We start from the raw sequence: 21551 nt of genomic DNA on the forward strand, positions 1-21551 counted from the left end.
CCCGGAACCCGCTCCGTCTGTCTGCCACTTACGCCCCATGTTCCTCACTGAGACAGGTGAAATCATGGTGATTGCCGAGCGGCTTTACCACAAACTCCAGCCGCTGTTTAAACAGCTGAATGCCCCCGGCATGGTGTTCAACGCCCAGGGCTACTACTCGTTAACCCTCGACGGCGGCCAGCAGGTTTTCCTGGAGCTAACGGAAAACCTGACGCTGGCAATGATGGGCCTGCTGGCGCTGCCGGACAATCCCGGCGAGGCGCTGCTTCTCGAGCTGTTACAGGCCAATCTGAACATTGACCAGCGGCCGGCCATCACCGTTGCTGCCGACAAAGACCGTGCGCAGCTGGTGGTCTGGGCGGCTTTGCCGCTGGACGAGCTGTACCTCGACACGCTGCTTCCCTTGTTGGAGCGTTTGAGCTGGACGCTGTCGGTGATTGGCCGCTGGTGCCAGCCTGCCTCGCCGCGCGAGCGCCAGGCAACGCCAGAGGCAGAAAAAGACCGGCTGCAGCGCCGCCAGATTGAAGCGCTGATGCTGCGACGTTAACGCCCCACCAAGGAGAAAAGATGAGTACGATTTCTGCCAGTAATGTTGCACCACATATCGCCATTGAATATCACCGCCCGGAAGATTATCTCGCTGCCGAAAGCGCTTTGCATAAGCTGCTCAGCCGGCCCAATGGCCGAAGCCTGGTGGATGAACTGCGTAATCTCAGCACCCAGGGGCGGTTCGTTAAAGTGAAGGTGACGGCGATGGCGAATACGGTGGCCCGCCCGGTGTTGACCGACTCTCAGGTTCGTCGGTTTCACCTCCCCGGCAGCGAATACGATAAGGCGCACAATAAAAAAGCGACGCAATTAGCCCAAAAACAGCCGCTCGGTAAGAAAGGCGAGGGGACCAGCGTCAGCGTCGACTGGAACCCGCGGCAGTCCGTGGCTATTGACGCCCATGGCCGCCCAAGCCTGCTGGACGATCCTTCGCTGGCTTTTGTGTCGCTTGCCCATGAGCTGGTTCACGGCTACCGCATGATGAAAGGGACATACACCGGAGGGACTTCCGACCGCTACGATACGGGCTCGCCGGCCGGGCAGGAGGAATCCCGCGCGGTGGGCATCGGCAAGTATGCGGGCGAAGCGCTGTCCGAAAACGGTATTCGCCAGGAGCACGGCCTGCCGCTGCGCGGGCAGTACGCCGCAGGGTAAATTCTTCCGCAGCAGGAACCATCGCGCCGCTCTCCCCACATAACCTGTTGACGTAACAACTAAAGTGGGGAGATATCATGCCGTTAAACAACGTTGATACCAGCCTGCGGGTCGATCCTGGCCTGATAAGCGGTAACTCAAACCGACGGGTCTCCATGCGCCTCGCGCTGGAGCCTAATAACACTCAGCATTTCGATTGCACCGTGAACGTGTCGTCGCGCCGGGCGGACGCGCTCTATTACGCCAATAAGGCAATAGATGATACCTGGCGCATTCTGGACATGGGGTCGGGCAACCAAAAGAACCACGTTCGTGCCACGATGGCCGAATCCTATAAGCGAACGCTTCTGTCGCAGAAGGGAACGGGTAACGGGGACTACACCGTGCGTGCCTGGGAAGCCTCTAAGTTTCGGGCGGGCAACTGCGGCGAAATGGCGGCGGTGAATGCGTTATTACTGGCGAACACCCGCGTCAAACAGCCGGTTTCTGTGGTGCATAACCGTGACGTCGACCACGCCTTTGTGATCATCGGCGATCCGCGGGAAAACGGGCGGTCTGTGGTGTCGGACCCCTGGCCGGAATTTGGCCGGGCGATGCGGATAGAAGACGCGAAATTCGGCGACAGTTATCACGTACTGCATACGTACCCTGTTGGCCACCGGGACGATGATGTCCGCGAGAAACTGCTGCGAGGCGAGAAAGCAACGCAGGCGGAAGTGGATAAAGCGTTCCGCAAGGCTGCGCCAAAACTCGCCAAGCTTAGCCCTGAAAAACTGCGGGACTCGGTGGCAGCGGGGCCGGGATACGTGCAGCGTCACGCCTCCAATAACCTGGGAATTCAGTACGATGGCACTGACAGCCGCGGCGTTGTGCAGCATTTTGACCAGTCGCTGTCCGTCGGGCAGATGCGCTCCCGAATGATCGGGCCTCAGGCGGCGGCAGATGCGCAGCAGCGAGGAACACCTGCGCCCACGTTCACCAGTAACGACAGGCCTCGTCAGCGCACGGAATCGTTCGCCGCAGAATCGTCTTCCCGTGGTCGTCGTCCGAGAACGGCATCCAATGCAGTCCCACCCGCAGCGCCTCGCCGCCGGACAAACTCCGTAGATATTCGCCCGGCCCCGGTGCCGATTTATGCCCCACCGCCTCCCGCGCCGGGAGGGATGTACAGCACGGTTCCGCTGCCGGGTCATGGCCCCGCGTTCAACTACGGCCCGCCGCCTGCAGCCGCGCCGGTTTACAGCTATGGCCCGCCGCCAGCCGCCGCACCGGTTTACAGCTATGGCCCGTCGCCGATGTACGCCCACGCGCCTGTGCACCCGATGGCAAGCCGACCGGTTTACCGTGAGCCGCCTGTTATCCCGCCTGATGTCTATGGCACCGCGCCAGCCCCGACCCGGACGCGGCCTCGCTCTAACTCAGTCACTGCCGCTTTCCGGCGAATTATAGGTAACTAACGATGCCCGCACCTTCAAAATTAGCGCAAATTTTGCAGCCGCTGTTGACCGATGAGCTTGGGCAAAGAGTCGAGCTTGAGAATGCAGAAGGCTATTCCGTTGAGCTTGGCGAGGGCGTGACGCTGGAGATCAGCGAATCTCCGGTTGGGCACCTGCTGCTGAGCTGCATGTTGCCCGTTCAACCTACCCGACTTAGCGACACCGACACACTCACGGTGCTGCTGCAGGCCAATTTGCTGGGGATGGATTATCCCCCGGTGCTCACCGGGCTGCTGCCCGACCAGCAGCAGGTTGTGCAGTGGAGTAGCCTGCCGTTCCATCAACTGGAGCCGGAAGTGCTGAAGCGGCTGTTTAACCGTTTTGCGCAGCAGGCCGAAAAGCTGGCCGCGTGGTTAGTGTAATAGCGGTCTCCACGTTTTAGCCGCCCCTGTGCGGTTAAAACGTTTTTCTGAATGCACCTCCCAGAAGAGGCAAAAAACGGCAGGGTCAGGGGAGTAAAAGTAAAACAATAGTGGCTGTTTATACAGTATCTCGTCATAATTCGGGCCACAGACGCAGTTCTGTGACTTAAATTATTCAGAGAAAGAAGTGAAGTTATGGCTTTGTCGTCGGCGCAAAAAGCGCAAATCGGTGCCTGGTATAAGGCGTTACAGCAGCAGATTCCGGATTTTATTCCGCGAGCGCCTCAGCGGCAGATGATCGCCGAGGTGGCGAAGACCCTTGCCGGTGAAGAAGGGCGGCACCTGGCTATTGAAGCGCCGACCGGCGTCGGCAAAACCCTCTCTTACCTGATCCCCGGCATTGCTATTGCCAGAGGGGATCAAAAAACCCTGGTGGTCAGCACCGCCAACGTAGCGCTGCAGGACCAGATTTACAGCAAAGACCTGCCGCTGCTGCGCAAAATCATTCCCGACCTGAAGTTTACCGCCGCCTTTGGGCGTGGGCGTTATGTGTGCCCGCGCAACCTGGCCGCTCTGGCGACCGACAATTTTACGCAGGGCGATCTGCTGGCGTTTCTGGACGATGAGATGTCGCCTACCAGCAAAGCCGAACAGCAGCGCTGCGCCAAACTTAAAGCCAGCCTCGACGGCTATAAATGGGACGGACTGCGGGATCACACCGATGAGGCGATTGACGACAATCTCTGGCGGCGGCTAAGCACCGACAAAGCCAGCTGTCTGGGGCGAAACTGCCACTGGTATAAAGAGTGCCCGTTCTTTGTGGCGCGCCGGGAAATCGACGAGGCGGAAGTGGTCGTGGCTAACCACGCGCTGGTGATGGCGGCGCTGGAAAGCGATGCGGTGCTGCCGGAGGCGAAAAATCTGCTGCTGGTGCTGGACGAAGGCCATCATCTGGCGGACGTAGCCCGTGACGCGCTGGAGATGAGCGCGGAGATAACGCCAGGCTACAGCCGCCTGCAGCTCGACCTGTTCAGCAAGCTGGTGGAAACCTGCATGGCGCAGTTCCGGCCCAAAAGTCCACCGCCGCTGACCGTGCCGGAACGCCTGACCAATCACTGCGACGAAGTGTACGAGCTGCTGCAGTCGTTTAACGCGATCGTTAGCCTTTGGCTGCCGGGGGAACGGGAAGGCGAACACCGCTTTGAAATGGGCGTCCTGCCCGAAGAGATCATGGTGATTTGCCAGCGCCTCGCGAAACTGATGGAGGCGCTGCGTGGCCTGTCGGAAGCGTTGCTTAACGATCTTAGCGAAAAAACGGCCAGCCACGATATCGTGCGTTTGCACCGGGCTCTGCTGCAAATGAACCGGGCGTTAGGCTTCTTTGAAGCGCAGAGTAAGCTGTGGAAGCTGGCGGCGATGGAGCAGGCTTCCGGCGCGCCGGTGTCAAAGTGGGTTACGCGCGAAATCCGCGAGGGGCAGCCGCATCTGTTCTTCCACTGCGTGGGGATCCGCGTCAGCGATCAGCTGGAGAAAATGCTCTGGCGCAAAGTGCCGCATGTGATTGTGACCTCCGCCACGCTGCGCTCGCTCAACCGCTTTGACCGCCTGCAGGAGATGAGCGGCCTGCGCGAGAAAGCGGGCGACCGGTTTATCCATCTGGACTCGCCGTTTAACCATATTGAGCAGGGGAAAATCGTTATCCCCAAAATGCGCTTTGAGCCGCTGATGGAGCACGAGGCGCAGCACATTGCCGAGATGGCCGCCTTCTTCAGGGCGCAGCTGGCGAAAGGCGAACATAAAGCGATGCTGGTGCTGTTCGCCAGCGGCCGCGCCATGCAGCAGTTTTTAACCCACGTTACCGATCTGCGGCTGATGCTGCTGGTGCAGGGCGATCAGCCCCGTTACCGGCTGGTGGAGCTGCATCGCCAGCGCGTTCAGGCCGGGGAAACCAGCGTGCTGATTGGCCTGCAATCTTTTGCCGAAGGGCTGGATCTGAAAGGCGAACTGCTGACCCAGGTGCACATTCATAAGATTGCCTTCCCGCCGGTAGACAGCCCGGTGGTGGTTACCGAAGGGGAGTGGCTGAAAAGTCTCAACCGCTATCCTTTTGAAGTGCAGAGTTTACCCAGCGCCTCTTTTAATCTGATTCAACAAGTTGGGCGTTTAATTCGCAGCCACGCCTGCTATGGTGAGATAGTCATTTACGACCGCCGCCTGCTGAGTAAACGCTACGGCGAGCGTCTGCTGGCCGCGCTGCCGGTGTTCCCGATTGAACAGCCCGACGCGCCGGAAGCAAAAGTGATAATAACGACGCCGAAACACACTGTACGGCGCAAACGTGTGAGCAAGAAATAGCAAGGAGAGTCTGAATGGACTATCGCAAAATCATTAAAGAAATTGGTCGTGGGAAAAACCACGCCAGAGATCTCGATTTTGATACCGCGCGAGGGCTGTATAGCCACATGCTGAAGGGCGAAGTGCCTGAGCTTGAGCTGGGCGGGGTGCTGATTGCCCTGCGTATTAAGGGCGAAGGCGAAGCGGAGATGCTCGGTTTTTATGAGGCGATGAAGCAGCATGTCATTACGCTCACGCCGCCTTCTGGCAAGCCGATGCCGATTGTCATTCCTTCCTATAACGGCGCCCGCAAGCAGGCTAACCTCACGCCGTTGCTCGCGCTTTTGCTCAACAAACTTGGCTACCCCGTTGTGGTTCACGGCGTGAGTGAAGATCCCACCCGAGTGCTGACGGAAACTATTTTTACGCTGCTGGGCATTGAGCCGACCCGCCATGCCGGGCAGGCGCAGGCGAAGCTTGAATCTCATCATCCCGTCTATCTGCCGATCGGCGCGCTTTGCCCGCCGATGGAAAATCAGCTGGCTATGCGCTGGCGTATGGGCGTACGTAACAGCGCGCACACACTGGCGAAACTGGCCACCCCGTTTGAGGAGAATGCCGCGCTGCGTTTGGCGAGCGTTTCTCACCCGGAATATGTCCCGAAAGTGGCGAAGTTTTTTGCGGATATCGGCGGGCGTGGGCTGTTAATGCACGGCACGGAAGGTGAAGTGTATGCCAACCCGCTGCGCTGCCCGCAAATAACGCTGATTGATGGGCAGGGCACCCGTATCGTGAGCGAGCGGCAAGCCGAACATGAAGGTGTTGCGCTGCCATCAGGCAAAGATCCTGAAGTTACCGCCCGCTGGATTGAGCGCTGCGTGGCGGGCGTTGAGCCGGTGCCGCAGTCGCTGAAAATTCAGATGGCCTGTTGCCTGGTTGCCACCGGAGAGGCTGCAACGCTTGAGGCCGGCCTGGCGCGGGTTGCCGAAGTTTTCTGAATACTAAACAAAAAAAAGCCCGCGACAGGCATCGCGGGCAAACAAGGGTAACATCAGGGTTAAACAAGGGTAGTGCAATCAAGGCCGATGAGGGTACCAGCCTTGATGAGGGTATGACTTGAGCGCGGGATTATTTGTAGATAACCGCGGTGCCGCTCATTTGGCCTTCGGTGTTAGCAGAGGTGATCGCGTAAGAGCTTGCGCCGGCGGCTTCTGCTTTAGCGGCCAGTTTTGCTTCCAGGCCGTCCAGAGTTGTTGCGCCAGTGGCGGAAACAACGCCAATTTTATTCAGGTTCTGCGCCTGGGCTTCGTTTACGGATTGGGCAGCGAAAGCACCGAAAGACAGAGTAGAAAGAGCAATTGCAGCTACAGCATATTTGATGGTTTTCATGGCTAAATTCTCGCAGGTTGTTCTGTTAAGGTGACGTTGTTCCGTCGATGTGATTATGGTCACACTTTTCTGCGGAAGAATAAATCGAAGAGAATTGACGACCTTAATCAAAAAAATTGAATTAGTTATAACGTATTGAAATAAATAGTGATTACGGGGTGAATAGTTTCACTGCGTGACGTTAACCCTGGAAACACTTAGTTTGCGCACATTTTGCTACTCTTTTTGTCAACGCTGGTCTTACCTGATGAGCAATCGCTTGCGCCTCTTTTTCAGCCTGATGTTGATGATTTGCGCAGTAAGCTGGCGGGGAAGCTTTTATACTGTGGTCTTTCCTTTTTAACCCGACGGATGAGGTTCGATGGAGATAAAGCTGCACTCCAACGCCACAACAACGCCGCGTACGCGAAAGTACATTCAGGAGTCAACGAAAACGGACGGCGAGCTGGCGGAGGAGCTGAACATTTCGGTCGATACCGTTCGGCGCTGGCGTAAACGCGACGACTGTTACGACAAATCTCACCGACCGAATACTATCCATCGGGCGTTAAGCCACGAGCAGGAATCGATGCTGGTATTCCTGCGGCTACGCCTGGCGCTTTCCCTGGATGAACTTCTCGAAGCCGCTCGTTTGCTGATTCAGCAGGGGATTTCCCGCGCAAGCGTCAGCCGTATGCTGCAAAACTGGCAGCAGTCGCGCATGACTAAGCCGACGCTCAGCCAGACGCCGGGTCATATTGTGCTGGATAGCTTCCCGCTGCCGGAAATCATTAGCCATAAGCAAGGTGAACTGCTGGTGTTCAGCGAAAGAACCTCGGGGTATATGGCCGTTGCGCTGCGTGAGCGCGGCAGTGAAGAGGTGCCTGAGCCGCTGGTGGGTTTTCTACGGGAAGGGTTGCCGCTGGCCGTGCTTTCCTTAACGGCGAAATCCTGCCCGTTTACGCAGAAGCTTGCCGGAGCGCTGGATGTACCTTTACAGGCCGCGGAGCAGGAAGCCTGGCTGGAAAAAGCCGGGCAGGGCAACTACCAGCAGCCGCTGGAGACGCTACTGAACGGCGAGCGCTTTGATAAGCGGCTGGGGCTGGGGGCCGTGCTGCTGGAGTTTGAAGATCTGCTCAATAAAAGGATTATCCGCAGCCGGCTGAAGAACCTGACGCCTGAGGCGTGGTTGAAGCTTCATCATCCCAATCGTTAGAGCGCCCCTTCGGGCGCTTAATTCATGGCAACGCTATTTCCCCTCACACAGAGACAGGAAATACTGCGTCAGCAAATGCGCGGGACGGCCGCTGGCCTGGGTGAATTTTCCACGCGACAGCGTGGTACCGCTGACGTCCAGATGCGCCCACGGACGCTGGTGGCAGAACTTACTCAGGAACTGGGCGGCGGATACCGCAATGGCGGCGTTGTTGGGCGGCGTGTTGGTGTAGTCGGCAATCGCACTTTTGACCTGGCCGTCAAAGCTTTCGTCCAGCGGCAGCGGCCAGACGCGATCCTGGGTCAGGCTACCAGCCTGCTGCAGGCGCTGGCTTAGGGCTTCATTGTTACTCATCAACCCTGAAATATCGTAGCCCAGCGCTTTGACTACCGCGCCGGTCAGCGTGGCAACGTCAATCATTTCGGCGGGCTTAAAACGTGCTGCGGCATAGCTGAGCGCGTCGGCGAGAACCAGTCGGCCTTCGGCATCGGTATTAATGATTTCCACGCTGGCACCTGCGTGGGAGCGCACGACGTCACCCGGCATCATTGCTGTGCTGCCGGGCATGTTTTCCGCCAGCGCCATAACGGCCACGACGTTAATGGGCAGGTTAAGGCGCTTCACCGTTTCCATCATGCCGAATACCACCGCCGCACCGCACATGTCGTATTTCATGGTGCGCATGCCTTCGCCTTCTTTCAGCCACATGCCGCCGGTATCAAAGGTGATCCCTTTCCCTATGAGAGCATATACCGGCGATTCTTCGTGGGCACCCTGCCAGCGTAGCGTCACCAGCCGGGGAGGGTTGACGCTGCCTTTACCCGTGGCGTGCAGGCAGCCGAGGCCGTGGTCAAAAATAGCCTGCTCATCCAGAATCTCACACTGGGTTTGCGGGTGCTGGCTGGCCCAGGTTTCTGCCTGCAGTGCCACATCCTGCGGGCGGCAATCCAGCGCGGGCAAATCCGCCAGCTGGCGAGAGAGCAGCATGCCCTGGGCGATGGCTTCGGCCTGGGAAGCAAGACGGCGAGCCAGCGCATTGTTGGGTTCTGTAATCAGCCACAGTTCGCCATTGCTTTGCCGCTCGTCTTCGCGATAGCCCAGCTGCGGCAGCTGATAGAAGCGGTTGAGAAGGGCAATTAGCAGCGTGCGCAGGCGAATAAACGTGGTTTCATCCGCCAGATTAAAGCCAGCAAGATCCAGTGCAACGGGCTGCAAAACAGGGGAGGGCAGCAGCGTTTCAACGGCAGAAAGCAGCTGGCGAAGCACGGCGGGTTGAGCTATTTCTGCTGAAGGCAGCAGCGACAGCCGCTCACAAATACCCTGTAAACCAAAGATGGTTGTTTGCGGCTCATCGTGGGCAGACATCTCTTCCAGCAAGGGCTGAAGCGCATTTGGCCAGCGGCTTAGCGAGGTGTCCCACAAGATAAGATGGGCGTTGTTAAAGGCTGCATCGGGCGAAACGAGTATACATTTCATTGGATTACCTCCGCAGTGATGCGTTGCTTATAGGCGTCCAGCCACTCGCTGTCTGCCGGGCGGATGACCGTGCGGTTGCCGTCCCGGGTGGTAAGAAACACCTGGGCGGGTTGCGCCGGGGTGGCAACAGAGAAGGAGAAGTTGTCGATGGTTGTCGCCGCGCCGTATTCGCCCCGGTTGTTCATGCAGACGACGGACAGGTCGCCTGCCCGGCCATAGCGGGCAATTAGCCGGACTTCAAGATCGTACACGGCGGACTCAGCCGCACGCTGGGGCGACATGCCGCGCGCCATGCGGCTGACGATTTCATAGCTGATACAGCCTTTCATCAGGTCTTCCCCGAGGCCCGTCGCCGTCGCGGCACCCACTTCGCTGTCGGCGTAGAAGCCGGAGCCGGAGACCGGTGAGTCGCCCACCCGGCCAGGGCGTTTCATAAAGAGGCCGCTGGTAGAGGTGGCGACCGACATTCGTTTCTGGTCGTCGAGGGCGATAACGCCCACTGTGTCGTGCCCGGTATACGGGCTTAAGCCGCGATCCAGCGTTTCTCGCTTACGCTTCAGGTAATGGTTGTACGCACGCTCGGTCAGCATGGTTTTGCTTTCGAAGCCCCGGTCTTTAGCCCAGACTTCGGCGCCCTGGCCGACCATAAAACTGTTGAACCGCTCTTCGCTCAGGGCTTTGGCCACCAGAATCGGGTTGGCGATGTTTTTCACCCCGGCGACGGCACCGAGCGCGAGGCTGGTCCCGTCCATAAAGGCTGCATCGAGTTCGACTTCGCCTTGCTCATTCGGCAGGCCGCCATAACCGACCGATTTATAGAAGGGATAATCTTCCACGCATTTAACCGCGTGCACGACGGCATCGCTCGCCGAACTGCCTTGCTGCAGGCGTTCAGCGGCTTCGCCTATCCCTTCCCATGCCATACGCCAGGTGGCGATCGTTCCCCAGTTTGCTGCTAACGTCATGTTTAACTACTCCGTGGCGGGTTTACGTTCAGTCACTTGAGCCGGTGATTCATTGGCCCGATATTGCCGGTCGACCACTTTCAGGAACGGCAGATAAATCAGCGCCCCGATGCACAGGTTGATTATCTGGATAACCGCGCCGCTCAGGTGGCCGGTGACGATAAATCCGCTTAACACCGGCGGCAGCGTCCAGGGGATATACACCCCGGTGGTGGTGGCTACCATGCCGATGGACATCGCGATGTACTGCACGGTGACCAGCACCAGCGGCACAAGGTTGAACGGGATCAGCATGACGGGGTTCATGATGACCGGCAGGCCAAAGAGCACCGGCTCGTTAATGTTGAAGATGGAGGAGCCGACGGCCAGGCGCGAAACGTTTTTGATATGCTGGCTGCGGGCAAAAAGCAGCATAGCAATCACCAGAGACAATGTAGCGCCCGCGCCGCCCATCCAGATCATGTCGTAGAACTGTTCCGTGACTACGTGTGGCGGCGGCATCCCGGCCTGCGTAGCGGCCAGGTTATCCATTTGGTTTTCCATCCAGAAGGGGCGAAGGATGCCGTTGACCATCGAGCCGGAGTTAATGCCCACCGACCACAGGCTGGTGATGCTGAAGCAGGTGAACAGCGCGCCAATGTAAGAGGTGCCGAAGTGGCGAATAGGCGTCGCCAGCACTTCATACACGAACTGGTGAATGGTGTGGTAGTCGGTTTTGGCGAACAGCACGCGAACCGCCAGCGCGATAATCAGAATCAGCAGCGACGGAATGAGCGCGGCAAAGGATTTCTGCACCGCCGGTGGGACGCCATCCGGCATTTTGATCACCCAGTTCTGGCGCAGCATCCAGGCAAAAAGCTCCGTGCTTGCCAGCGCGCCTAACATCGCCACAAACAGCCCCTTCGATCCCAGCCATTCCATTGGGATAATATTGCCGATGTCCGGGTGCTTAGCGAAAGGCGTGAGGATCAGAAAGCAGGAGAGGGACAAAATGCCCGACGACATTCTGTCGATGTTGTAGCGTTCTGCCAGCCGGTAGGCCACCAGAAAACTGATAAACACCGCCATCGTAGAGAAGATGGCGTTAAAGGGGATTTCAACGGTGGTAGACCACCCCTCACCAAAAACAGAAGCCATAAACTGCTGGTAATGGGTGCTTGGGAAGGACGAGATCACCAGCAGAATGGAACCAACGATAATAAACGGCATGAACGAGATATAGGCGTCGCGAATGGCGCCGAGGTGGCGCTGTTGCGCCATTTTGGCAGCCAGGGGCATCAGCCGGGCTTCTAATGCGGCCATCAGGTTTTTCATTTTACCGCTCCGAAAGTAATCACAAGAGACAATTCTTGCGTGCCTCTACCTTAGTGGTTGTTCGGGGCGAATAAAGTGAGTTAATTCACAGATGAGTCATATAAGTATCATATGATTGCTTAAATTATTTTAGAGGAAAAGTGCAATAAAAATGCCCCGCAAAGCAGGGCATTATGTGAGCCGAAGGGCGGGCTATTTGTAGATAGTGGCGGTCCCGTACAGGTGGTTATCGCCGCCGGCGGAGTTAATCACATAGCCGGTTGCACCCTGTTCTTTGGCTTTTTCCGCCAGTTTGGCCTGCAGATCGTCAAGGTTGCTAGCTTTGGCCGTTACGGTGCCGATGGGTCGCATTTGGCTAAGGTTTGCGTCACTCATTTCCTGGGCTGCCATGGAGGCAAAAGGCAGTGCAGCAAGAGAGATAACCGCAGAGAAATACAGCAGTTTTTTCATCTTTACATCCTCTTGAGCGTTGAGAGCAAAACACCTTTTTGTTGTCTGACAATTACAGTCTAGTTCCCCTTGGCACAGACAATGACGCAAAAAATTGATGGACTTGTGCGTGTTTTTTGAACGATAAAACTTGACCTAAAACTGACAAAAAACAGACATGTAGGTGGCTGATATTGTTGGTTTAGCGCGCGTCGGGGCGAACCAGGTCAAAACGCTGCGATTCATCAACCGTGTAATAAGCGGTTGGCCCTCCGGCCCGCAGCACGGGTTGCGCCAGTGCGGTCTGGTAAATACCGTCGATGAGCAAGTGTTCATCGATGTGCACGGCAACCACTTCCCCCAGCACTAGCCAGCTGTTCAGCTCGTCGCCGTCGGCAGAGGTCAGGCGAATACACTGCGACAGGCGGCATTCAAAATTGACCGGGCTTTCTGCCACCAGGCTTGCGCTGACCTTCGTGCCTGCAATCGGAGTCAGGCCAGCTCGCAGGAACTCATCTTCTCCTCTGGGGAGCGTGACGGAGGTTTCATTCATCCGTTCTGCCAGCGGGCGCGTGGCCAGGTTCCAGACGAATTCTTTGGTGTCGAGGATATTCTGGACGCTGTCTTTCCAGCCGGTGCTGGAAAAACCAATGATCGGTGGACGATAGTTAAAGCAGTTAAAGAAACTGTAGGGCGCGAGGTTGCGCTGGCCCTGCAGGTTGCAGGAGGAGATCCAGCCGATAGGGCGCGGCCCGACAATGGCGTTCAGCGGATCGTGTGGTAAACCGTGGCCTTCCGAGGGCTCGTAGTAATAACGTTTTTTACTCATTACGCACCTGAATTCATGTTGGAAAGGTCAAATCGTCAGCGATGTATTTACCCGACGCGGAGAGCAGAGTATCTTACGCGCCCACACAAGGAGAAGCCCCCAATGAAAACCCCTGCCGACACCAAGCCTGGTTTGCATCCGCGTAACCGTCACCGTAGCCGCTATGACTTTGCCGCATTAACCGCGAGCAGCCCGGCGCTGGCCGAGTTTTTACGCCCGGGGCCACACGGCGACACAACCGTTGATTTCGCAAATCCGCTGGCGGTGAAGGCGCTGAACCAGGCGCTGTTGGCGCATTTTTATCAGGTTAAGCAGTGGGATATCCCCGAAGGGTTCCTTTGCCCACCGGTGCCGGGACGGGCGGATTATATTCACCATCTGGCCGATCTGCTGGCGGAAGGCAACGGCGGCGTGGTGCCTGCCCAGGCTTCCGTCCTGGATGTCGGCGTCGGCGCAAACTGCATTTATCCGCTCATCGGGCAGCACGAATACGGCTGGCGTTTTACCGGCTCCGAGCTGGACGGCGATGCGTTTCGCAGCGCGCAGCAAATTGTAGACGGCAATCCAGGGCTTAGCCGCATGATCCGCCTTCGTCGCCAGAAAAATGCCGACTGCATTCTGGACGGCATTATCCACAAAAATGAAACCTATGATGCCACGCTATGTAATCCGCCGTTCCACGATTCAGTTGAGGCGGCACGCAGCGGCAGCGAGCGTAAGCGCCGCAATCTTGGCCAGGACGCAGGGGCCGCGCTGAACTTTGGCGGTCGCGAGCAGGAGCTGTGGTGCGAGGGCGGCGAAGTGGCCTTCGTTAGCCAGATGATCAAAGAAAGTAAGGCGTTTGGTCGCCAGGTGCTGTGGTTTACGTCGCTGGTTTCAAAAGGCGAAAACTTGCCTGCACTCTACCGCGTGATGCAGGAAAACGGCGTGGTGAAAGTGGTGAAAAAAGAGATGGCGCAGGGGCAAAAACAGAGCCGTTTCATCGCCTGGAGCTTTATGGATGATGCCCAGCGTGCACGCTGGGCGAAAACTCGCGGGAAATAAGTTAATCCGTTGGGTTAGCAGGCGGCAGGCACCGGGCCTGCCGCCTGAGAAGAACGTTATGCGACGTGCTGCAGGAACTCGCGCAGGCGCGGGCTCGGTGGGTTGTCGATAAGTTCTTGCGGGTTGCCGTCTTCCGCCACGCGACCTTTGTCGATAAAGATCAGGCGAGAAGCCACTTTCGCGGCAAAGCCAACTTCGTGGGTAACGATAACCATGGTCATGCCTTCTTCGGCCAGGTCCTGCATTACTTTCAGCACTTCATGACGCAGTTCCGGGTCGAGGGCCGAGGTTGGCTCATCAAACAGCATCATCTTCGGCTTCACTGCAAGGGCACGGGCAATGGCTACACGCTGTTGCTGGCCACCAGAAAGCTCTGACGGATAGTGATGCGCGCGTTCCGCCAGGCCAACTTTCGCCAGCAGCTCTTTCGCCAGCTTCTCAGCCGCATCTTTTTTCATGCCGCGGACGCGAATCGGACCGAAGGCGACGTTTTCCAGCGCCGTCAGGTGCGGGAACAGATAGAACTGCTGGAATACCATGCCAGCTTCCTGACGAATCAGGCGATCGTCTACCTTCGGATCGTTCACTTTCAGGCCGTCAACAATCAGGTCACCGCTGGTGATCTCTTCCAGCTTGTTGATGCAGCGCAGCAGGGTCGATTTGCCGGAGCCGCTTGGCCCGATAATCACCACCACTTCACCCTGTTTGATGTTCAGGTCAATATTGTGCAGCACCTGGGTTTGGCCAAAGTGCTTAGAAACGTTTTTAAATTCAATCACAGGATTTTCATCCTTCTTTCAAGGCGACGCAGCACGAAGCTCAGCACCAGGGTAATAATCAGATAGAAGACCGCAACGGCGCTCCAAATCTCCAGCGCGCGGAAGTTACCGGCGATAATTTCCTGACCCTGACGAGTCAGCTCTGCTACACCGATAACGATGAACAGCGAGGTATCTTTGATGCTGATGATCCACTGGTTACCCAGCGGCGGCAGCATACGGCGCAGTGCCAGTGGCATAATGACGTGACGGATGGTTTCACGTTTTGATAGCCCAAGCGCAAGGCCCGCTTCCTGGAACCCTTTATGAATAGAGAGCACCGCACCACGGGTGATTTCTGCGATGTAGGCTCCGGAGTTGATCATGATGGTGACGACCGCCGCGCTGAACGGATCGATACGCAGATCGGTAAAAGCCATCGGCAGGGCGAAGTAGATAAACATCACCTGCACCACAATTGGCGTGCCGCGAATCACTTCGATGAAAACAAGCGCTACGTGGTTGGCAATCCAGCCGCCGTAGGTACGAGCAAAGCCCGCCACTAAACCAATTACTAAACCGCCGCAAAGACCCAGGATAGAAATCCATAGGGTCATCTTAGCGCCTTCAAACAAGATGGGAATTGCAGGCCAAATGGCGCTCCAGTCAAACTGCATGATGTGTTCCTGTTGTCTACCGTGATTCACCTCTTGGGCTTTCAGGACGGGGCCTGGCAGCGTGAGAGGCGTTTAATAATAAGAGGGGCGAAAGGCGCCCCTCAGAACTTATTCATACTTAGAATTATTATTTAGGTTCGGTACCGAACCATTTTTTGTAGATTTCGTTGTACGTGCCGTTCTCTTTCAGGGTTTTCAGCGCGCCGTTGATTTTGGTGCGCAGTTCGTCGCTGCCTTTAGGCAGAGCGATACCGTACTGCTGGGCTTCCAGAGACTCACCTACGGCTTTGAACTGACCGTTACCGGCGGTTTTGATGAAGTACAGGATGTTTGGCGTGTCGTGCAGAACCGCGTCAGCGCGGTTGGTGCCCAGTTCCATGTAGGCGTTATCGATGTTCGGGAACTGACGCAGGTCTTTGGTTTTGATGTTAGCTTTTGCGTAATCAACGGAACCGGTGCCGCCTTTAACAGCAACCACTTTACCGTCCAGATCTTTCACGCTTTTGATGTCGTTGTTATTGGCTTTGACCATCACCAGCAGGCCGCTTTTGTAGTAGCCGTCGGAGAAGTCGATCGCTTTTTCGCGCTCAGGGGTGATGGTGATCCCGGCCAGCGCCAGGTCAACGTTTTTAGTTTGCAGGGCAGGGATAATGCCGCTGAAGTCCATTGGCTTCAGGGTATAGTCCAGCTTCAATTCTTTGGCGATAGCCGCCCACAGATCCACGTCAAAGCCGACATACTGATCGCCTTGTTTAAATTCAAAAGGAACGAACGCGGTGTCGGTCGCAACGACCAGTTTTTTATCTGCGGCATGGGAAGATACAGCGAAAGCCAGGGTAAGTGCAGCCAGTGAAACTTTCAAAATCGACTTCATAGCATTTCCTTTGTTAATCCACGGGGCGATCCCCTGCGTCAGCGGCGACTCATGAAAGAATCGTGCCAAATTTGCAACTTACTGTTTTTGCAAGGATGTGATTATTTAACATTGCACATTGAGCGTTGCAAGCGGGTCATAACGCACCGTTATGGTGCACCATTTTGGTGCGCGAAATGGACCGGCAGGGCAGGGGTTAGTTTTACCGCGAAATCAGTGGACAAAACAATCATTCGTTAACGATTGTGTGAGGTGATTATTACATTTGATTAACTTTAGACTATGAATTAATCGATGGTCTGCGCTGTTTTGGTGCAGGCTCCGCCCCCGGGCGGAGGAGGAGCCATAGGAAAATGCTCTGATTACTCGATATTGGACTCAATGAACCACAGGAATTTGTCCAGATCGCGGGAAGCCGCGGTCAAAATATCTGCGGTATCTTCGTCTTTTGCTTCCCCAACTGCTTTACGCACATCGTTTGCCACAATGGCATAGCGATCGGCCAGCTCTTTCAGGTGTTCCTGAACGGTGTGAATATCCAGCGGGTAGCTTTTCAGCGGGGTTTTGCTGTTGATCACCTGAGTGGTGCCCAGCGCTACGCCGCCAAGCTGCACGGCACGTTCTGCCATGGTGTCCAGGTGCTCGGTCAGCGCCGTGCGGAAGCCGTCCAGCATTTCGTGTACGGCAATAAAGTTAGCCCCGCGCATATTCCAGTGAGCCTGTTTGGTAATCAGCGACAAGTCGATGAACTGGACGACCTGGCGATTCAGCAGCTCGATGGTGGCTTTTTTCTCGCTGTCTTTCACATCATTGCGGGTATATAGCAGGTTTGTAGATTTAGTTTTTACCAGTTTAGCGGTACTCATAATCTTTCATCCTCTTGATGTTGGTGTCCCAATGAATTACCGGCAATAAGTATAGCACCACATTTTAACTTTGCTGGTGAGGGTAATACCTATCAAACTGATAGTAAGAGAAAAGTGGAAAACAACAATTTGTTAATTAACAGATGGTTATTGAGTGTTTTTAATTTATGTCAAAAATGATGAATAAATATGACGGCGAAAAGAAAATAATTCTTATTGAGTATTACAGTTGGCGGAGAATATAAGTGCTTGATTAGGAGTGAGGCATTTAATGCGGTAATTATCACCGCATTAAATGCAGGGTGACAGATTAATTTATGTCGACGTTTTTAATCTGTGCTTCGCGCTTCATGGTCAGGGTTGAGCCCACCGATGCCGCGATAATAGAGAGCAGCGCTAACCACTGAACCAGCGTCAGATGTTCGCCGAGGAATAGCATACCTGACAGCGCCGCAAGGCCAGGCTCGAGGCTCATTAGCGTGCCAAAGGTGCGGGTAGGGAGTCGCGTTAACGCAATCATTTCAAGCGAGTAGGGTAGCGCCGTGGAAAGCACGGCAATCGCCAGGCCGACAGGCAACAGCGACCACTGCAGCAGCGAGCTGGTGGCTTCCCAGGCGCCCAGGGGCACAAAGATAATGGCCGCGATCAGAGAACCAAACGCGACCGTGGCCGGGCCGTGCTCCGCGCCCGCTTTTTGCCCGGCAATAATGTAGATGGCCCAGCAGGCACCGGCCCCAAGTGCGCAGGCGGCACCGGCCAGATCTACGTGGGAGATGTCCTGACCCAGGGGAAGCAGGAACCACAGCCCTGCAACCGCCAGCACCACCCAGATAAAGTCCACGGCCCGGCGTGAAGCAAAAAGTGCCACGGCTAGAGGGCCGGTAAATTCTAACGCTACCGCAATGCCCAGCGGCACGGTACGCAGAGAGACATAAAAGAGGTAATTCATGCTGCCCAGCGCCAGCCCATAAAACAATAAAGGCAGGCGTTGCTCCGGCTGAAAACGCAGGCGCCAGGGTTTAAAAATCACCGCGAGAATAATGGTGCCTAAAAACAGGCGCAGCGAAGTGACGCCCTGAGGACCTATTAGCGGGAATAATGATTTTGCCAGTGAAGCGCCGCTTTGAATCGAGGTCATGGCGATAAGTAAAACCACGATCGGCAGCCAGCGCGGCATATTACGGGAGGTTTGCGGCATCCTGTACCTTGTCAGTATTTGTCTGTGTTTGGTCAAGAAAATAAAAGTCTGCCCAGTCTAAAGGATTAAGTTATGGCTGGTTGAACTTTCATTAAGAAAAATTCTCATGACGTGGAGTACGATCGGGGAACTTTTGTCAGTTTGTGTCAAAAATAATTCCAGAATTATCTGAATGACGATGTTGTTAAAGGGATTAGAATTTGCCGTCGAAAGGTGGTATCTGCTGATTTTTTAGTGATTTAGCATGTAGTGGAAATGTTATGTTACAGGAAAAAGATCGTTAGACAACACAATTGGCGAAGAGTTTCTGTCATGGTTTTGTTATATTTAAAACTTAGGACTTACTTGAAGCACATTTGAGGTGGATATTATGAAAAAAATTGCATGTCTTTCAGCTCTGGCCTGTGTTCTGGCCGTCTCCGTAGGTACCGCATCTGCAGCAACCAGCACCGTAACCGGTGGCTATGCTCAGAGCGATATGCAGGGCGTTGCTAACAAAGCTGGCGGTTTCAACCTGAAATACCGTTACGAAAATGATACCCCGCTGGGCTACATCGGCTCCTTCACCTACACCCAGAAAAGCGACACTTCTGACGGCGTGTACAACAAAGGCCAGTACTACGGTATCACCGCTGGTCCTGCTTACCGCATCAACGACTGGGCAAGCATCTACGGCGTTGTCGGTGTTGGCTACGGTAAATTCCAGCAGACTGCATTCCCAGAGCATAACTCTGTGAGCGACTACGGCTTCTCCTACGGTGCTGGCCTGCAGTTCAACCCAATCGAAAACGTTGCTCTGGACTTCTCCTACGAGCAGAGCCGTATTCGTAGCGTTGACGTTGGCACCTGGATCGCTGGCGTAGGCTACCGCTTCTAATATCCCTTCCGGGATATAAATAAAAAATCCGCCCAAGTGGCGGATTTTTTTTATCGGTTAACCGGCAAAAGTTAACGTGTCCTGGTTTCAAACATATCCGTCTGCAGGTGAGTATAGTCCACTTTCTTCAGGTTGAAGTTGGTGATCCAGATTGGGCCGGCCTTTTGCTCGGAAATAAACTTGTACTTTGGCGTAAGTTCTTTCGCCTTAATTCCCGTCCATGCAGAGAAGAAGTTTAGAAAATCATTGGCGCTGCGGCGTGCTTTGATTAGCCGGTGCGTGGTGTCATCGCTCGACAGCACCATAAACGGTACCTGGAAATTCTGCTGGAACTTATCGTCGTGCGCCAGATATTGCACGTCGGTGCCACGTTCTTTGAACGCCAGTCCGTGGTCAGAGAAATAGACCATTGAGAAGCTGTTCCCGGTGTTTTGCAACTGCAGATAAAGCTGTTTTAGCAAGTCGTCGGTTTGCGTCATGCTGTAGAGATAGCAGGACGTCTCTTTAGACTGTACAAAATCTTTGTATTTCCCCTGGGTGCGATCGCAGGCCTGCGGGTGTGAGCCCATCAAATGCAGCACAATCAGCTGCGGCGTATTGCGCTGAGTGGCAAAAACCTGAGCCGTCATTTTTAACAGGGCTTCATCGCGGGTGTTTTTGTCAGCCTCAAAATCCCCGTTTTTCAGGAACTGCACTTCGTCCGCACGTTTGGCGATGCTGGCGATGGCGGTATCGTATTCGCCGATTTGCCCCTGGTTTGAGAACCACCAGGTCTGGAAGCCCGCGCGGTTTGCCAGGGTAACAAAATTGTCCTGATACTGGGGTTTACCATCCACGACGCGGTTCAGCGTCAGCCCCAGCGATTTTTGCGTTGAGCCGCTGGCGGAGACGTAATCCATAAACAGGCTGCCTTTCACCTGGCTTGCGAAAGGGGTGTTGTCCCAGTGGCCGCCGAAAGCACCCAGCGCATCACGCCGAGCGCTTTCGCCAATTACCACGACATAGGTATGATATTTAGGCTGAACCGACAGCACGTTCCACGAGTCTTTTTGCTGCGACAGTTCTTTCATGCGCGCCTGTTCCTCGACAACTTCGTGGTTGTTGACCACGACATCTTTCACAAAGCGCACCACCGGGTAGCCGGTATCTTTAAATTTAAACACGCCGCCATAGGCGAGGTTAGTTACCGGCGTGACAAAAAAACAGACCACGCTGACGGCCAGACATAAGCTATCGAAATGACCCCAGGAACGTTTTTCTTCAGGTTTGCGGCGCAGCGCCATCACGCCAAGGGCGAGAATAAAGAGAGAAACCACGTAGCTGTACCACGGGAAAATGGTCATGATTTCCGTGGACTCTTCAAAGTTGGTTGAGTGCAGCGCCAGCAGGGTATTGAAGTTAGGGGAGCCGTAGGCCTGGCCGAACGGGAAGTACATCGCCGCCACGAGGCTGCAAAGCCCAAGCAGGATCTTTTGTGTTCGCGGAGCCGTGCGCCACAGCAGCATCAGTACGCAGCTAAAGGCGATGGCGTAGAGCAGGCTGAAGGCATAGCCCAGCGCAAAGTTTATCAGCAGAGACTGCAAAAAATAGAAACCAGCCCACGGATTCAACATGATTCCGCGTGCAGTCAGGGTATCTTTAACCGTTACATTCATCTTTATTATGGTCTTGCAAAACGCCATGCGGTGACCCTGGCGATAAGGGTAGAGCCTGCCTGACAGACGGAAACGAAGGGGAATTGCACCGCATCTGCGAGCCGCTTCATGTGCAGGGCTGCAAGAAGATAGAGCTGTGAGATAAGAATATCAACTGATAACAGAGCGAGGTTTTGCGAGGCTGATTGCAAATCCGACAAATGATGGGGTTAAAGCTCGGCCAGATTAGCCATTAACGGGAATTTTGCAGGGGGATTGTGACAAAAGAATGAACGCTTGCGTGAAAGACTAAACAAAATCGCCAGGCGGCGGGGCCTGGCGTTATTGTTGTTTTTCTTTTTTCTGCTGGGGTTTACCGGCGACCCAATCACAAATCATGTTCAGCAGCATTAAGCGTACCTGGAAGGGAGATTGTGTAAACACGTTGATGCACCTCTTAAATTCGTTCATAGCGTCCTCCTGTTAGCCGTGTGACCGTTTTTCCATAAACAAGCCTGACTGGATTATATACAGGTATAGCACAGGCTATATTTTATAGCCATGGCTATTTCGTTAATTTTTTGTGGATGAGCAATGCTGGTTTACAATAAAGCCTTCCGTCGTCAGATGA

General features: G+C 55.2%; 22 protein-coding genes. 9 read left to right on the plus strand and 13 right to left on the minus strand.

The window, feature by feature from the left end:
• Window positions 1-64 precede the first annotated feature (64 nt).
• The 6 genes from B9Y90_RS16635 (at window position 65) to ybiB (ending at window position 6393) form a co-directional block, all read left to right on the plus strand.
• A complete protein-coding gene (locus B9Y90_RS16635) occupies window positions 65-547 on the plus strand; it encodes a CesT family type III secretion system chaperone (protein ID WP_176227881.1) in 483 nt (160 codons plus the stop codon).
• 20 nt (window positions 548-567) lie between these two features.
• Window positions 568-1203 carry a XopG/HopH/AvrPtoH family type III secretion system effector gene (gene xopG, locus B9Y90_RS16640; RefSeq protein ID WP_085541933.1) on the plus strand — a complete coding sequence of 212 codons (636 nt, stop codon included), beginning with the start codon at window positions 568-570 and terminating at the stop codon, window positions 1201-1203.
• 77 nt (window positions 1204-1280) lie between these two features.
• Entirely contained in the window at window positions 1281-2660 is a 1380-nt protein-coding gene (locus B9Y90_RS16645) for a hypothetical protein (RefSeq protein ID WP_085541934.1), read from the plus strand.
• A gap of 2 nt (window positions 2661-2662) precedes the next feature.
• Complete coding sequence (locus B9Y90_RS16650; protein ID WP_039291397.1) at window positions 2663-3061, plus strand: CesT family type III secretion system chaperone; 399 nt, start codon at window positions 2663-2665, stop codon at window positions 3059-3061.
• Window positions 3062-3256: 195 nt separating this feature from the next.
• Window positions 3257-5416, plus strand: a complete 2160-nt coding sequence (gene dinG, locus B9Y90_RS16655; protein ID WP_085541935.1) for an ATP-dependent DNA helicase DinG — start codon at window positions 3257-3259, stop codon at window positions 5414-5416.
• Between the two features lie 14 nt (window positions 5417-5430).
• Window positions 5431-6393 (plus strand): DNA-binding protein YbiB, encoded by a 963-nt coding sequence (ybiB, locus tag B9Y90_RS16660; protein WP_039291403.1) that lies wholly within the window; start codon window positions 5431-5433, stop codon window positions 6391-6393.
• 130 nt (window positions 6394-6523) lie between these two features.
• On the opposite strand, the gene ybiJ is transcribed toward ybiB, so the two are convergent.
• Window positions 6524-6784 (minus strand): DUF1471 family protein YbiJ, encoded by a 261-nt coding sequence (gene ybiJ / locus B9Y90_RS16665; RefSeq protein WP_008461011.1) that lies wholly within the window; start codon window positions 6782-6784, stop codon window positions 6524-6526.
• A 361-nt stretch (window positions 6785-7145) separates the two neighbouring features.
• Between ybiJ and B9Y90_RS16670 the strand changes: the two genes are divergently transcribed.
• A complete protein-coding gene (locus tag B9Y90_RS16670; protein ID WP_085541936.1) occupies window positions 7146-7979 on the plus strand; it encodes a helix-turn-helix domain-containing protein in 834 nt (277 codons plus the stop codon).
• Window positions 7980-8012: 33 nt separating this feature from the next.
• Here the strand turns inward: B9Y90_RS16670 and B9Y90_RS16675 are convergent, their stop codons facing one another.
• From B9Y90_RS16675 to B9Y90_RS16695, 5 genes are all read right to left on the minus strand, one after another.
• A complete protein-coding gene (locus B9Y90_RS16675) occupies window positions 8013-9455 on the minus strand; it encodes a leucyl aminopeptidase (RefSeq protein WP_085541937.1) in 1443 nt (480 codons plus the stop codon).
• The gene (locus tag B9Y90_RS16680; protein WP_085541938.1) at window positions 9452-10420 is read right to left on the minus strand and encodes a N(4)-(beta-N-acetylglucosaminyl)-L-asparaginase; all 969 of its coding nucleotides are present in this window, start codon (window positions 10418-10420) and stop codon (window positions 9452-9454) included. Before B9Y90_RS16680 ends, B9Y90_RS16675 begins: the two co-directional genes overlap by 4 nt.
• A 6-nt stretch (window positions 10421-10426) precedes the next feature.
• Complete coding sequence (gene celB / locus B9Y90_RS16685; protein WP_085541939.1) at window positions 10427-11734, minus strand: PTS cellobiose transporter subunit IIC; 1308 nt, start codon at window positions 11732-11734, stop codon at window positions 10427-10429.
• A 192-nt stretch (window positions 11735-11926) separates the two neighbouring features.
• Window positions 11927-12184, minus strand: coding sequence for a multiple stress resistance protein BhsA (gene bhsA, locus B9Y90_RS16690; RefSeq protein WP_085541940.1), 258 nt, complete (start codon window positions 12182-12184; stop codon window positions 11927-11929).
• Window positions 12185-12365: 181 nt separating this feature from the next.
• Window positions 12366-12992 carry a flavin reductase family protein gene (locus B9Y90_RS16695; RefSeq protein WP_039291410.1) on the minus strand — a complete coding sequence of 209 codons (627 nt, stop codon included), beginning with the start codon at window positions 12990-12992 and terminating at the stop codon, window positions 12366-12368.
• Between the two features lie 102 nt (window positions 12993-13094).
• Here B9Y90_RS16695 and rlmF point away from each other — a divergent pair, with 102 nt between their 5' ends.
• A complete protein-coding gene (gene rlmF / locus B9Y90_RS16700) occupies window positions 13095-14036 on the plus strand; it encodes a 23S rRNA (adenine(1618)-N(6))-methyltransferase RlmF (RefSeq protein ID WP_085541941.1) in 942 nt (313 codons plus the stop codon).
• Window positions 14037-14092: 56 nt separating this feature from the next.
• Here rlmF and glnQ read toward each other — a convergent pair whose 3' ends face one another.
• The 5 genes from glnQ to rhtA all read right to left on the minus strand — a co-directional run bounded on the left by glnQ (window position 14093) and on the right by rhtA (window position 18409).
• A complete protein-coding gene (glnQ, locus tag B9Y90_RS16705; RefSeq protein WP_008461025.1) occupies window positions 14093-14815 on the minus strand; it encodes a glutamine ABC transporter ATP-binding protein GlnQ in 723 nt (240 codons plus the stop codon).
• Window positions 14812-15471, minus strand: a complete 660-nt coding sequence (glnP, locus tag B9Y90_RS16710) for a glutamine ABC transporter permease GlnP (protein ID WP_008461026.1) — start codon at window positions 15469-15471, stop codon at window positions 14812-14814. Before glnP ends, glnQ begins: the two co-directional genes overlap by 4 nt.
• A 127-nt stretch (window positions 15472-15598) precedes the next feature.
• Window positions 15599-16345, minus strand: coding sequence for a glutamine ABC transporter substrate-binding protein GlnH (gene glnH, locus B9Y90_RS16715; RefSeq protein ID WP_008461028.1), 747 nt, complete (start codon window positions 16343-16345; stop codon window positions 15599-15601).
• 362 nt (window positions 16346-16707) lie between these two features.
• Window positions 16708-17211: a DNA starvation/stationary phase protection protein Dps gene (gene dps, locus B9Y90_RS16720; protein ID WP_016535541.1), complete on the minus strand. Its 504-nt coding sequence runs from the start codon at window positions 17209-17211 to the stop codon at window positions 16708-16710.
• Between the two features lie 310 nt (window positions 17212-17521).
• The gene (rhtA, locus tag B9Y90_RS16725) at window positions 17522-18409 is read right to left on the minus strand and encodes a threonine/homoserine exporter RhtA (RefSeq protein WP_085541942.1); all 888 of its coding nucleotides are present in this window, start codon (window positions 18407-18409) and stop codon (window positions 17522-17524) included.
• 370 nt (window positions 18410-18779) lie between these two features.
• On the opposite strand from rhtA, the gene ompX reads away from it, so the two are divergent.
• On the plus strand, window positions 18780-19286 hold the full coding sequence (ompX, locus tag B9Y90_RS16730; RefSeq protein ID WP_039291417.1) for an outer membrane protein OmpX: 507 nt from the start codon (window positions 18780-18782) through the stop codon (window positions 19284-19286).
• Between the two features lie 71 nt (window positions 19287-19357).
• Here ompX and B9Y90_RS16735 read toward each other — a convergent pair whose 3' ends face one another.
• A complete protein-coding gene (locus tag B9Y90_RS16735) occupies window positions 19358-20941 on the minus strand; it encodes a phosphoethanolamine transferase (protein ID WP_085541943.1) in 1584 nt (527 codons plus the stop codon).
• 321 nt (window positions 20942-21262) lie between these two features.
• Complete coding sequence (gene mntS, locus B9Y90_RS16740) at window positions 21263-21391, minus strand: manganase accumulation protein MntS (RefSeq protein WP_085541944.1); 129 nt, start codon at window positions 21389-21391, stop codon at window positions 21263-21265.
• Window positions 21392-21551 lie beyond the last annotated feature (160 nt).

Source organism: Cedecea sp. NFIX57, from assembly GCF_900177785.1.
Classification (GTDB): Bacteria; Pseudomonadota; Gammaproteobacteria; order Enterobacterales; family Enterobacteriaceae; genus Cedecea; species Cedecea neteri_C.

Bases quoted from the DNA above. Each gene is read 5' to 3' on its own strand.
- B9Y90_RS16645 (WP_085541934.1), top strand. From the start codon at position 1,281: ATGCCGTTAAACAACGTTGATACCAGCCTGCGGGTCGATCCTGGCCTG.
- mntS (WP_085541944.1), bottom strand. From the start codon at position 21,391: ATGAACGAATTTAAGAGGTGCATCAACGTGTTTACACAATCTCCCTTC.
- dps (WP_016535541.1), bottom strand. From the start codon at position 17,211: ATGAGTACCGCTAAACTGGTAAAAACTAAATCTACAAACCTGCTATAT.
- glnH (WP_008461028.1), bottom strand. From the start codon at position 16,345: ATGAAGTCGATTTTGAAAGTTTCACTGGCTGCACTTACCCTGGCTTTC.
- B9Y90_RS16735 (WP_085541943.1), bottom strand. From the start codon at position 20,941: ATGAATGTAACGGTTAAAGATACCCTGACTGCACGCGGAATCATGTTG.
- ompX (WP_039291417.1), top strand. From the start codon at position 18,780: ATGAAAAAAATTGCATGTCTTTCAGCTCTGGCCTGTGTTCTGGCCGTC.
- celB (WP_085541939.1), bottom strand. From the start codon at position 11,734: ATGAAAAACCTGATGGCCGCATTAGAAGCCCGGCTGATGCCCCTGGCT.
- B9Y90_RS16635 (WP_176227881.1), top strand. From the start codon at position 65: ATGGTGATTGCCGAGCGGCTTTACCACAAACTCCAGCCGCTGTTTAAA.
- xopG (WP_085541933.1), top strand. From the start codon at position 568: ATGAGTACGATTTCTGCCAGTAATGTTGCACCACATATCGCCATTGAA.
- B9Y90_RS16675 (WP_085541937.1), bottom strand. From the start codon at position 9,455: ATGAAATGTATACTCGTTTCGCCCGATGCAGCCTTTAACAACGCCCAT.
- ybiB (WP_039291403.1), top strand. From the start codon at position 5,431: ATGGACTATCGCAAAATCATTAAAGAAATTGGTCGTGGGAAAAACCAC.
- B9Y90_RS16695 (WP_039291410.1), bottom strand. From the start codon at position 12,992: ATGAGTAAAAAACGTTATTACTACGAGCCCTCGGAAGGCCACGGTTTA.
- rhtA (WP_085541942.1), bottom strand. From the start codon at position 18,409: ATGCCGCAAACCTCCCGTAATATGCCGCGCTGGCTGCCGATCGTGGTT.
- glnP (WP_008461026.1), bottom strand. From the start codon at position 15,471: ATGCAGTTTGACTGGAGCGCCATTTGGCCTGCAATTCCCATCTTGTTT.
- B9Y90_RS16650 (WP_039291397.1), top strand. From the start codon at position 2,663: ATGCCCGCACCTTCAAAATTAGCGCAAATTTTGCAGCCGCTGTTGACC.
- B9Y90_RS16680 (WP_085541938.1), bottom strand. From the start codon at position 10,420: ATGACGTTAGCAGCAAACTGGGGAACGATCGCCACCTGGCGTATGGCA.
- dinG (WP_085541935.1), top strand. From the start codon at position 3,257: ATGGCTTTGTCGTCGGCGCAAAAAGCGCAAATCGGTGCCTGGTATAAG.
- rlmF (WP_085541941.1), top strand. From the start codon at position 13,095: ATGAAAACCCCTGCCGACACCAAGCCTGGTTTGCATCCGCGTAACCGT.
- bhsA (WP_085541940.1), bottom strand. From the start codon at position 12,184: ATGAAAAAACTGCTGTATTTCTCTGCGGTTATCTCTCTTGCTGCACTG.
- B9Y90_RS16670 (WP_085541936.1), top strand. From the start codon at position 7,146: ATGGAGATAAAGCTGCACTCCAACGCCACAACAACGCCGCGTACGCGA.
- ybiJ (WP_008461011.1), bottom strand. From the start codon at position 6,784: ATGAAAACCATCAAATATGCTGTAGCTGCAATTGCTCTTTCTACTCTG.